Source organism: Bradyrhizobium cytisi, from assembly GCF_008123515.1.
Classification (GTDB): Bacteria; Pseudomonadota; Alphaproteobacteria; order Rhizobiales; family Xanthobacteraceae; genus Bradyrhizobium; species Bradyrhizobium cytisi.
Genome location: NZ_VSSR01000004.1, coordinates 17,859 through 29,967, shown reverse-complemented (window position 1 = coordinate 29,967; position 12,109 = coordinate 17,859). Strand labels below are relative to the sequence as shown.

Here is a 12,109-nt window from a genome sequence, read left to right as displayed (position 1 = left end):
AGTCTCGAAGCGTGCCCACCAAATCAAGCTAACCCCGGATGACGAATACGGTGGGCACGGCGCAAGTGCGCCTTTGCCCACCCTACAACACCTGTGCTGGTACGGCGAACAGCGGGGACGATTTCGCCCTGCCCATATCCATTTGAGTCCGCCTCCCTATATTGGCGCTTGATTCCCGAATCAGGCGGCCCATGCGCGTTTTCAGCGTTCCAGTCTCAGTTCCGTTCCTGCGCACGATCGTATCGAGCCTGGTCGACGGCCGGCTGGTCGACGGCTTCGAGGCGCGCAAGGAACCGGCGCGGCTGGCGGACGCCACGCTCTATCTGCCGACGCGGCGCGCCATGCGCGTCGTGCGCGAGATCTTCCTCGACGAGATGGCGGCGGACGCCGTGGTGCTGCCGCGCATCGTCGCGCTCGGCGATATCGACGAGGACGAGCTCGCTTTCGCCGACGAAGGCGAGCACTTTTCCGGCGCAACGCCGCTCGACATTCCGCCGCGGCTCGGCGAACTCGAACGCCGACTGACGCTGGCGCAACTCGTTGCCGCCTGGGCCAAGGGTCCCGTGCTGGCGCCGCTGGTGGTCGGCGGCCCGGCCTCAACGCTGGCTCTCGCCTCCGATCTCGCGCGCTTGATCGACGACATGGTCACGCGTGGCGTCGACTGGAGCGCGCTCGACGGGCTGGTGCCTGATAACCTCGATCGCTATTGGCAGCACTCGCTCGAATTCCTGCGCATCGCCCGCATCGCCTGGCCCGGCCATCTCGCCGAGATCAACCGGATCGAGCCGGCGGCGCGGCGCGATCTCCTGATCGCGGCCGAAGCTAAACGGCTGACCACCCATCCGCATGGGCCCGTGATCGCAGCCGGCTCGACCGGATCGATGCCGGCCACAGCAAAATTCCTGCATGCGGTCGCCTCGCTGCCGCATGGCGCCGTGGTGCTGCCGGGCCTCGACACCGATCTCGACGACGACGCTTGGCGCAGCATCGGCGGCGTGCGCGATGCGCTCGGCAAATTCGCGGAGCATCCGGCCTCGAACCATCCGCAATACGCCATGCATGCGCTGCTGGAGCGCTTTGGCATCAAGCGCAGCGATGTCGAGCTGCTTCAGCCGCCGGCCGAAGGCGGCCGCGATCTGCTGGCATCCGAATCGATGCGGCCGTCCGCCAAGACGGAGGTATGGCACGACCGGCTGAAGCAGCCGGATGTGGCCGCGAAGATCGCCGGCGGCATGAAAGATCTCGCGGTGGTCGAAGCCCCCAATCCGGAGATGGAGGCGCTCGCCATCGCCATCGCGATGCGCGAGGCGCGGCATCTCGACAAATCGGCGGCACTGGTGACGCCCGATCGCGCGCTGGCGCGGCGGGTGATGGCCGCGCTGACCCGATGGGATCTCGCCTTCGACGATTCCGGTGGCGACGTGCTGATGGAGACCTCCGCCGGCGTGTTTGCGCGCCTTGCGGCTGAGGCGGCAACGAAGGGATTGGAGCCACCGACGCTGCTCGCGATGCTGAAACATCCGCTGTGCCGGCTCGGCCGGCTGCCTGGCGCATGGAAGACGGCGATCGAGGGGTTGGAGCTCGCAATCTTGCGCGGCACGCGCCCGCCGGCGGGCACGAGCGGCCTGTTGCGCGAGTTCAATCGCTTTCGCGAGGAGCTGGCAAAGCTGTGGCGCAGCGAGGTCTCCGCGCTGCACCACGCTGAACCTCGCGCACGCCTTAAGCCTGATGACCTCGACCGCATCCAGGCGCTGATCGATGCCTTGCAAAAGGCCCTAGCGCCGATCGAGAGCCTGGCGTCATCGAAGCCGTTTGACTTCGCCGAGCTTGCGCATCGGCATCGCGAGATCATGATCGAGCTGTCGCGCGACGAGCAGGGTATTCCGCTCGCTTTCGAGGAGCGTGAAGGCCTCGCGCTCGCCGGTGCCTTCGACGATCTGCTGCGCGGCGGCACCACTAGCGGATTGATGGCGCCGCTGTCCGACTATGCCGACGTCTTCCAGACCGCGTTCAGCGATCGCGCGGTGCGGCGGCGGGACAAGCCGGGCGCGCGCCTGCAGATCTACGGTCCGCTGGAATCGCGCCTGATGCAGGCCGACCGCATCATCATCGGCGGCCTGATCGAAGGCGTCTGGCCGCCGGCACCGCGGATCGATCCCTGGCTCAGCCGGCCGATGCGACATGAGCTCGGTCTCGATCTGCCGGAGCGACGTATCGGCCTCTCGGCCCATGATTTTGCGCAACTGCTCGGCGGCGGCGAGGTGATCCTCACCCATTCCGCCAAGGCCGGCGGCGCGCCGGCGGTGGCCTCGCGCTTCCTGCACCGGCTTGAAGCTGTCGCTGGCGACGATCTCTGGAACGCCGCGGTTCGCGCCGGCGAGAAATACGTGCAGTTCGCAGGCGCGCTGGACCAGCCTGCCGAGGTCAAGCCGATCAAGCAGCCGGAGCCACGGCCGCCGCGCGCGACGCGGCCGCTGAAGATGTCGGTGACCGCGATCGAGGACTGGCTGCGCGATCCCTACACGATCTACGCAAAGCACATCTTGCGGCTCGACGCGCTCGATCCCGTCGACATGCCGCTCTCGGCCGCCGACCGTGGCTCGGCGATCCACGATGCGCTCGGTGAATTCACCGAAACGTTTGCCGCGCATCTGCCCGACGATCCCGCGCGTGTGCTGCGCGCGATCGGCGAAAAGTATTTTGCCCCGCTGATGGAGCGACCCGAGGCGCGGGCGCTGTGGTGGCCGCGCTTCCAGCGCATCGCGCGCTGGTTTGGCGAATGGGAGACGGCGCGCCGCGATTTGATCGAAGCCATCACCGCGGAGACTCGCGGCGAGATCTCGATCAAGCTCGATCACGAGCGCAGCTTCCGGCTCTCCGCGCGCGCTGACCGCATCGAGCGGCGCCAGGGCGGCGGCTACGCCATTCTCGACTACAAGACCGGCCAGCCGCCGACCGGCAAGCAGGTCCGCATGGGCCTGGCGCCGCAGCTGACATTGGAAGCCGCGATCCTGCGCGAGGGCGGTTTTCCCGACATCGACGCCGGATCGTCGGTGAGCCAGCTCGTCTATGTCCGCCTGAGTGGCAACAATCCGCCGGGCGAGGCGCGCATCCTCGAGCTCAAGTACAAGCAGGGCGACGAGCCGCAGCCGCCGGACACCGCGGCGGCGGAGGCGCGAGCGAAGCTTGAGGTCCTGATCCGCGCCTTCGACGACGAGAACCAGCCCTACACCTCGCTGAACCTGCCGATGTGGTCCAACCGCTACGGCGCCTATGACGATCTCGCCCGGATCAAGGAATGGTCCGCGGCCGGCGGCCTGGGGATCGAGGAATGGTGAAGGCTCCCCGCCCCATCCCGGATGAAGTGCGCGCGCGGCAGGCGCGTGCCTCCGATCCGACCGCGTCCGCCTTCGTGTCGGCCAATGCCGGCTCGGGCAAGACGCATGTGCTGGTGCAGCGCGTGATCCGCCTGTTGCTGTCGGGCGTGCCGCCGGAAAAGATCCTCTGCATCACCTTCACCAAGGCCGCGGCCGCCAACATGGCTGAGCGCGTGTTCACCACGCTTGGTCATTGGGTGACGCTTGACGACACCGGGCTCGATGCCGCGATCCGCGCCGTCGGAATCCCGCATCCCAACACAAAGCTGCGCCGCGAGGCGCGAAAACTGTTTGCCTGCGCGCTGGAGACGCCGGGCGGATTGAAGGTGCAGACCATCCACGCGCTGTGCACGCGGCTGCTGCAGCAGTTCCCGTTCGAGGCCAATGTTCCCGCGCGCTTCGCCGTGATCGACGAGCGCGACCAGACCGACATGATGGAGCGCGCCAATCTGAAGGTGCTGCTGGAAGCCGCGCGCGATCCGGAGACTGTCACCGGCCGCGCGCTGCTGACCGCGATGGCGAGTGCCGCCGATGTGACCTTCAAGGAAGTCGTGCGCGAGGCTTGTCTCAGCCGCGATCATTTCATGGCATGGACCGATGAAGCCGGTAGCGCCGAGGCCGCTGCCGCGCAGATGGCGGCGGTGCTGGGCGTTGGCGCCGCCGACCGCATCGAGGACGTCGAGACTGAGATCCTCGATGGCCCGTTCCTGCCGCGATCTCGCTGGGACGACATCGCGGTCGCGCTGGAGGAAGGCAGCAAATCCGACAACGACCAGGCGAGCCGTTTTCGCGAGGCAAAAGTGTTCTCCGGCGCAGCGCAGGTCGACGCCTATCTCGGCGTTTTTCTCACCGATGAGAAACTGCCGCGCAAGGCCGTGCTGACCAGGAAGTTTTGCGAGCAAAATCCATCCGTCGCGCGCCTGTTCGAGAACGAAGCGTCCCGCCTCGGTGGATCGATCGAGAGGCGCCGTGCGGTGACCATGCGCGACCGCACCGCGGCGCTGCTGCATATCGCAACGGCCGCCGCTGCAAACTACCGGCGCGAGAAGCAGGAACGCGGGCTGCTCGACTACGACGACCTCATCGACAAGACGCTGGCGATGCTGAACCGCGTCGCTTCGGGGTGGGTGCATTACAAGCTCGACCGCGGCGTCGATCATGTGCTGATCGACGAGGCCCAGGACACCAGCCCGCGGCAATGGGACATCGTCGCGCACATCATTTCGGAATTCACCGCCGGCGAAGGCGCGCGCGAGGGGCTGAACCGCACGGTCTTCGCCGTCGGCGACGAGAAGCAGTCGATCTTCTCGTTCCAGGGCGCGGCGCCGCACGAATTCGACGCGCGCCGGCGCGAGCTGCATCGCAAGTTCACCGCGGCCGGGCTGAAATTCGATCCGGTCGCCTTCACCTATTCATTCCGCTCAGGCGTGGCGATCCTGCACTCGGTCGACCACGTCTTCCGCGATCCCCAGATCTACAAGAGCATTCATTCGGTCGAGATCGGCCATCCCCTGCACAATGCACTCGCCGATGCCGGCCCGAGCGTGATCGAGCTGTGGGATCTTGCCGAGGCCGATGACAGGCAGGACATCGAGGGCTGGCGCGCGCCGTTCGACGGCGTCGCCGTCACCAGCCCCGAGGTCAAGCTTGCCCGCCGCATCCAGACCGAGATCAAGCGGCTGGTCGAGAGCGGCACGCTGACGGGGCATGAGGGTGAACGGCGGCCGCTGCGCTATGGCGACATGCTGATCCTGGTGCGCCGGCGCGGCAACGCGTTCGACGCGGTGATCCAGGCGCTGAAGCACGCCAACGTTCCCGTCGCCGGCGCCGACCGGCTGAAGCTGACCGAGCACATCGCGATCATCGATCTGATGAACCTTGCGGACGCGCTGCTGCTGCCGCAGGACGATCTCGCGCTTGCGGTGGCGCTGAAGAGCCCCCTGTTCGGTCTCGGCGACGACGATTTGTTCGAGCTCGCCCATGGCCGCAAGGGATCGCTGCGCCGCGCGCTCGGCGAGCATGCCGTTGCAAGCGAGAAGTTCGCCACCGTGCTGCGGCGCCTCGAGGCCTGCGAAATCCGTGCGCGCGAGGAGACGCCGTTCGCCTTCTATGCCTGGCTGCTCGGCGGTGACGGCGGCCGTGCGCGCATCCTGCGCCGGCTCGGCCATGAGGCCAATGACGCGCTCGACGAATTTCTGGAGCTGGCGCTGAACTGCGAGCGCAAGGCACCGGCCTCGCTGCAAGGCTTCATGGCCTGGCTGCGTTCGGCGGACACCGAGGTGAAGCGCGACATGGAAATCACCCGCGACGAGGTGCGGGTGATGACAGTGCATGGCGCCAAGGGTTTAGAGGCTTCGGTCGTGTTCATGGTCGACACCACCTCGTCGCCCGCGGACTCGCAGCGGGTGCGGCTGATCCATGTGCCGCGCGGCAATGGCAGCGAGGTCGTGGTCTGGGCCGGGCGCAAGGCGGACGATCCCAAGCCGGTCGCCAAGGCGCGCAAGGCGATGCTGGAGGAGACCGAGGACGAATATCGCCGCCTGCTTTATGTCGCGATGACGCGCGCGGCCGATCGGCTGATCGTCGGCGGCTGCCTGCCCGGCAACATGAGAACCGTCCGCAAGCTGAGCTGGTACGACCTCGTCGACACCGGGCTCACCGGCTCCGGCCTGGACAAGCAGACGATCGAGACGCCGCTCGGCAAGGTGACCCGATTCGCCCGTCCCGAGGACGTCGCGGCGCTAGGCACGCCGGCGACAAGTGTGGATCAGACGATCATCCTGCCGGACTGGCTGCGGACGCCGGCGCCGCGTGAGAGCATCGAAGACGATCCGGTGCGTCCCTCCGGCCAGTCGGCCGAGGAAGGCCGCGCGGTACGATCGGGCGAATCAGTCCAGTCGCGCGCACTGGCGCTGCAGCGCGGCACGCTGGTGCACCGGCTGCTGCAGTCTCTGCCCGATATTGCCGCCGAGCGCCGGCGCGAAGCCGCGCTTGGCTTCGTGGCCCGCAATGCCGGCGACTGGCTCGATGCCGATCGCGTCACGCTGGCCGACAAGGTGCTTGGCTTGATCGCCGAACCGCGCTTTGCACCGGTATTTGCCGAGGGCAGCCGGGCGGAGGTCGCCATCGTCGGGAAACTCGATCGGCCGGGCCGCCCGCCGGCGCTGGTGTCGGGGCAGATCGACCGGCTGGTCGTTCGCCCGAACGAGGTCCTGATCGTCGATTTCAAGACCAACCAGACCGCCCCCAAAAGCGCCGCGGAAACCCCCTCCGCCTATGTCCGGCAGCTTGCGCTGTACCGGGCGGTGCTGTCCCGGCTTTATCCCCAAAAGCCGATCCGCGCCGTCCTGCTCTGGACCGAGGCCCTTGAATATATGGAGATTTCAGCCCCCGCGCTGGACGCGGCGCTGGCATCCCTTCATGTCGGCGTGAGCGTCCTTGACCCGGCAAGGGGCCGTTCATAGGTTGAGGCCATGATCCCGGGCGCGATTCTACATCGCGCCGATTCTCTTTCAACCGAGTGAGGTACTGCAATGGCCGTTGGCAAGGTATCCGATACCGATTTCGAAGCCGAAGTGCTCAAGGCGAACGGTCCTGTGGTCGTCGATTTCTGGGCCGAATGGTGCGGCCCCTGCCGCATGATCGCCCCCGCGCTTGACGAGATCGCCGGCACAATGGGCGACAAGGTCAAGATCGTGAAGCTCAACGTCGACGAGAGCCCGAAGACCGCGTCGAAGTACGGCGTGATGTCGATCCCGACCCTGATGATCTTCAAGGGCGGCGAGATGGCCTCCCGTCAGGTCGGCGCGGCGCCGAAGGCGAAGCTCCAGCAGTGGATCACCTCCGCGGTCTGATCCACCTCGCGACACGATGATTTCGAGAACGGCCGGCGCTTCGCCGGCCGTTATTTTTTGCTGGCCGCAATCATGCCGATCTCGTTTCAGCGAGCTTGGCGAGGCTGGCGAGAACATCGGGAAAATCCGACGCGACAGCCGGACCGATCTCGGACGCCTGCGGCCCTCTTGCGTCGACGGCATAGACGACGCGCGTGCGCGCCGATCCAAGAGGTTCGATGCGATGGGCTACCTTGATCACGAGATCGCCGACTCGCGTTTCGTCGATGAAGCATGCGTTCTCGCGGACCTCGATCAGTTGCGAGCGTAGCGCATCCTCGCCGGGTGGCGTCATCGTGAACCAGGTGCCGGCCACAAAGGGCCCGTCGATGTCGATCCGCTCGATGCCTGCATTCCAGGCTTTCCAGCTGCGAACATCGCGAAAGATGCTCCAGATCGTCTCTGCGGGTGCAGACGTCTCGATGGCGTATTCGCACCGCCAGGTGTTTTGGTCGCTCATGACGTGCCTAACCTTTGCTATGTGACTTATAATACGTGCGCACAGTAAATTGTCACGGCTTCCGGGAGGAGCGAACTCTCGCGCTTCGCGTTGGAAGGGGATGTTCTGAGTCAAAGAGCGTTCGCAGTGCCCTCTTCCCGCCGACAAACCCGTCGGAAGCCTGCCATGCTGACGGCCATGGAGGCGCGGTCGGTCGATGCCATACCGCGCGGCAAGGAGTGGCAGTACGAGCCGAAATGGGATGGTTTTCGCTGCCTGCTGTCGCGCGCCGGCAGCAGCATTGATCTGCGCTCGAAATCAGGCGAGGGCCTCGCCCGGTACTTCCCTGAAATCGTCGCCGCCGCGCAGAAGCTGAGGGCGGATGGATTCACGCTCGATGGCGAGATCGTCGTACCGCTGGGCAAAGCTTTTTCCTTCGACGCATTGCTGCAACGGATCCATCCCGCCGCAAGCCGCGTCAAGAAGCTCTCGGAGGCGACGCCGGCGCTCTATCTTGTCTTCGATCTGCTCGCAACAGCCAGGGAGAAGCATCTCGCCAACGAGCCGCTTGGCAAGAGACGGCTGGCGCTGGAGGCCTTTGCAAAGGCCAATCTGAGAGGGAGCACGTTCCGTCTCTCACCGGCGACGATGAGCTACGCCACCGCGAAGAAGTGGTTGGCGCAGGCGGGCGGCGGCTCGGACGGCGTCATCGCCAAGCGCGTCGACCTGTCCTATCAGGCGGGAAACCGCGACGGCATGCAGAAGATCAAGAAGTTTCGCAGCGCCGATTGTGTGGTCGGCGGCTTCCGCTACGCGACCAACAAGCTCTCGGGGCGGAAAGTCGTCGGCTCGCTGCTGCTCGGGCTCTACGATGACGCGGGGCTGCTGCACCATGTCGGCTTCACCTCAGCGATCAAGGCAGAGGAGAAGCCGGCTCTGACAGACAGGCTGGAGGCATTGATCGGCGAGCCCGGCTTCAGCGGCAGCGCGCGCCGGGCGGACCCAGCCGCTGGTCCACCGATCGCTCGGCGAAGTGGTGTCCGCTCAAGCCTGCGCTCGTGATCGAGGTCTGCTACGACCATTTCAGCGGTGAGCGCTTTCGCCACGGCACCTCGATCCTGCGCTGGCGGCCCGACAAGGCGCCGCGGCAATGCAGCTTCGAGCAATTGAAGCAGAAGGTAGCCGATCCGATGAAGCTGCTGAAACAGAAGTAGCTGTGGCCCGGACAGAGCAATAGCTACTTGATCCACCCCGTCGCCAGCGCGTTCGCGAGCTCCGGCTGATTGTTGCGGCGGGCGAGCGCGGCCATCGCTTCATGGTCGTAACCGACATTGCGGAACGTGACCTGCCAGGCAGCGTCAACGCATTCGAGGATCGCATAGCGCGCGTGCGGCGTGCCGGCTTCGACGAGATGCGGGAACGGATGCACGTCGCGGTAGCCGGGGCTTCCGACGCTGCCGGGATTGACGATCAGCCGGCCGTCGCGAAGCCGCACGGCACGGGCAAGATGGGTGTGAGCGCAGAGGATCAGCGACTGCGTGATCCCTTGCGCGAATTGCTCGATCCGATCGAGCGGCGATAGCGCCACCGTACCGTCGGGATGCACAGTGTCGAGCCAGTAGATTTCGTCATCCTCGGGCGTCGCGTGGCAGAGAAAAACCTGGTCGCGGAACACCCGCGTCATCGGTTGCGCGCGCAGCCAGTCGAGTTGGGCGGCGTTGAGCGCTGCGTGGGCGGGACGGTCCCACGAGCCCATCTTCTCCGGGGGCCGATCGAGCAGATAGCGGTCGTGGTTGCCGAGCACGTGCACGGCATCGAGCTTCATCACGATCTCGATGGTACGACGCGCATCGAGCGGGCCGCCCAGCATGTCGCCGAGATTGACGATGTCGGTGACACCTTGCGCGCGGATGTCGGCAAGCACCGCCTCCAGCGCGAGATAGTTTCCGTGGACGTCGGCAATGGCGGCAAAACGCATTGGCTTCTCTCTCTTGCCCCGGACGCAGCGCAGCGCTTCTTCAGCGGTGCGCTGCAGAGCTGGGGCCCATGTGGCGGCATTCTGGGTCCCGGCTCTGCGAAGCAGCGTTGCACGCTCATCGCGTCCGGGACACGAGCGCTTATGCAGGAGGCGTGCCGTTGAGGCCGAGCACGTGGCCGGCGAGATAGAGCGAGCCGGTGATGAGGATGCGCGGCGGCACTTCGTAGGCAAGCTTCGACACGCCGCGCAACGCGGCCTCGATGCTGGGCGCGATCTCGACGCGCATGCTGAGGCTGCGCACGGCATCCGCGAGGCGGTCGACCGGCATCGCGTTCTCGGTGTCCGGAATCGGCACCGCGATGATGTGACGGGTGAGGCCGGCGAAATTGGCGAGAAACGCCTTCGCGTCCTTGTTGGCCATCATGCCCGCAATCACAACTAGCGGCCGCGACACCCGCTCCTCGAGGTCGCCGAGCGCGGCGGCTGCGACGCGGCCGCCTTCGGCATTGTGTCCGCCGTCGAGCCAGATCTCACAGCCCTGCGGACCCGAGGAGAGCAGTTCGCCCGAGCTGAGACGCTGCATCCGCGCCGGCCATTCCGCGCCGAGGATGCCGGCCTCGTACGCCGCCTGGTTGACCTTGAAAGTGTGGATCGCACGCAGCGTTGCGATGGCGAGGCCGGCATTGTCGAACTGGTGGCGGCCGAACAGGCGCGGCGCGGCGAGATCCATCAGGCCGCGCTCGTCGGAATAAACCAGACGCCCATGCTCGACATTGACGTGCCAGGTTTCGTTCGCAGCAAACAGCGGCGCGCGCATGCGCTTGGCCTGCGCCTCGATCACCGCCATCGCCTCGGGCGGCTGCTCGGCGCAAATCACGGGCACGCCACGCTTGATGATCGCCGCCTTCTCGCCGGCGATCGACGCCAGGGTGTCCCCGAGAAATTCCATGTGATCCATGCTAACGGGCGTGATCACGCAGGCCGCGGGCGCATCGACAACATTGGTCGAATCGAGCCGGCCGCCGAGACCGACCTCGAGCAGCACCGCATCGGCGGGATTTTGCGCAAACAAAAGGAAGGCGGCCGCGGTCTTGAGCTCGAACACAGTCGCGGGCTCACCGGCATTGACGCGCTCAACCTCTTCCAGCGCGGCGCGCAACTCGTCGTCAGAGACCAGCACGCCACTGCCGATGCGGCCGAGGCGGAAACATTCGTTGATGCGGACCAGATAGGGCGAGGTGTAGGCGTGGACCCGCAGGCCAGCCGCCTCCAGCGTCGCGCGCAGATAGGCCACCGTCGAGCCCTTGCCGTTGGTGCCGGCAACGTGGATCACGGGCGGCAGCTTGCGTTCGGGATGGCCGAGCCGCTCAAGCAGACGGTGCATCCGCTCGAGCCCGAGATCGATGCGCTTCTGATGCAGGGCCGACAGCCGCCCGATCAATGCATCAAGCGACGGCTTTGCGCTGTCAGAGGACGCGTTCACGCGTGGGGCGCAGCCGGCGCCGCTTCCGGGGACATGACGATCTGTGCCGGGCTGACGACAGGCTGCACCGATTTCGACGCGCTCTCCTGCGCCGGCGCCCTGGTCAACAGGCGGCAGAGCCGCGCCAAAGTTGGACGCAGCTCGTGGCGATGCACGACCATGTCGACCATGCCGTGCTCTTTCAGATATTCGGCGCGCTGGAAGCCTTCCGGCAGCTTCTCGCGGATGGTCTGCTCGATCACGCGCGCACCGGCAAAGCCGATCAGCGCGCCGGGTTCGGCGATCTGCACGTCGCCGAGCATCGCATAGGACGCAGTGACGCCGCCGGTGGTCGGGTTGGTCAGCACGACGATATAGGGCTGCTTTGCCTCGCGCAGCATTTGCACGCCGACCGTGGTGCGCGGCATCTGCATCAGCGACAAGATGCCTTCCTGCATGCGCGCGCCGCCACTTGCTGCGAACACGATGAAGGGCGACTTCTTCTCGACCGCGAGTTCGAGCCCGCGCACGAGGGCTTCACCTGCGGCCATGCCGAGCGATCCACCCATGAAATCGAAATCCTGCACGGCGATGACGACACCGGCGCCTTCGAGCTTGCCGTAGCCGACCTTGACCGCGTCGTTCAGATTGGTGCGCGCGCGCGCGTCCTTGATGCGATCGACGTACTTCTTCTCGTCGCGAAACCTAAGCGGATCGGGCGTGACATCGGGCAGAGCCACGTCGAACCAGGTCTCGTTGTCGAAGATCGATTTCAGACGCGCCACCGCGCCCATGCGCATGTGGTAGTTCGAGCCGGGAATGACGAACTGGTTGGCCTCGACGTCCTTGTAGAACACGAGCTGTCCGGAATCCGGGCACTTGATCCACAGATTCTCCGGCGTCTCCCGCCGCAGCATGTTGCGAATCTTCGGCCGGACCACATTGGTAAGCCAGTTCATG

Annotated in this window: 7 protein-coding genes and 1 pseudogene; 4 read left to right on the top strand and 4 right to left on the bottom strand. The window is 66.1% G+C overall.

Annotated features, from left to right (window positions below):
- Window positions 1-191 precede the first annotated feature (191 nt).
- The 3 genes from addB (at window position 192) to trxA (ending at window position 7,231) form a co-directional block, all read left to right on the top strand.
- Window positions 192-3,338: a double-strand break repair protein AddB gene (addB, locus tag FXB38_RS01895; protein WP_148749085.1), complete on the top strand. Its 3,147-nt coding sequence runs from the start codon at window positions 192-194 to the stop codon at window positions 3,336-3,338.
- Window positions 3,332-6,841 (top strand): double-strand break repair helicase AddA, encoded by a 3,510-nt coding sequence (gene addA / locus FXB38_RS01890; RefSeq protein ID WP_187434606.1) that lies wholly within the window; start codon window positions 3,332-3,334, stop codon window positions 6,839-6,841. Before addB ends, addA begins: the two co-directional genes overlap by 7 nt.
- A gap of 69 nt (window positions 6,842-6,910) precedes the next feature.
- Complete coding sequence (trxA, locus tag FXB38_RS01885) at window positions 6,911-7,231, top strand: thioredoxin (protein WP_148749083.1); 321 nt, start codon at window positions 6,911-6,913, stop codon at window positions 7,229-7,231.
- A 70-nt stretch (window positions 7,232-7,301) separates the two neighbouring features.
- On the opposite strand, the gene FXB38_RS01880 is transcribed toward trxA, so the two are convergent.
- Window positions 7,302-7,730, bottom strand: a complete 429-nt coding sequence (locus tag FXB38_RS01880; protein ID WP_148749082.1) for an SRPBCC family protein — start codon at window positions 7,728-7,730, stop codon at window positions 7,302-7,304.
- A 177-nt stretch (window positions 7,731-7,907) separates the two neighbouring features.
- Here FXB38_RS01880 and FXB38_RS01875 point away from each other — a divergent pair.
- Window positions 7,908-8,923 (top strand): annotated as a pseudogene (locus FXB38_RS01875) (ATP-dependent DNA ligase).
- Window positions 8,924-8,946: 23 nt separating this feature from the next.
- On the opposite strand, the gene FXB38_RS01870 reads toward FXB38_RS01875, so the two are convergent.
- From FXB38_RS01870 to accD, 3 genes are all read right to left on the bottom strand, one after another.
- Window positions 8,947-9,687, bottom strand: coding sequence for a metallophosphoesterase family protein (locus FXB38_RS01870; RefSeq protein WP_148749081.1), 741 nt, complete (start codon window positions 9,685-9,687; stop codon window positions 8,947-8,949).
- Window positions 9,688-9,826: 139 nt separating this feature from the next.
- The gene (locus tag FXB38_RS01860; RefSeq protein ID WP_148749080.1) at window positions 9,827-11,170 is read right to left on the bottom strand and encodes a bifunctional folylpolyglutamate synthase/dihydrofolate synthase; all 1,344 of its coding nucleotides are present in this window, start codon (window positions 11,168-11,170) and stop codon (window positions 9,827-9,829) included.
- Complete coding sequence (accD, locus tag FXB38_RS01855; protein ID WP_148749079.1) at window positions 11,167-12,108, bottom strand: acetyl-CoA carboxylase, carboxyltransferase subunit beta; 942 nt, start codon at window positions 12,106-12,108, stop codon at window positions 11,167-11,169. The genes FXB38_RS01860 and accD overlap by 4 nt, the downstream gene beginning before the upstream one ends.
- Between the last annotated feature and the right edge of the window lies 1 nt (window position 12,109).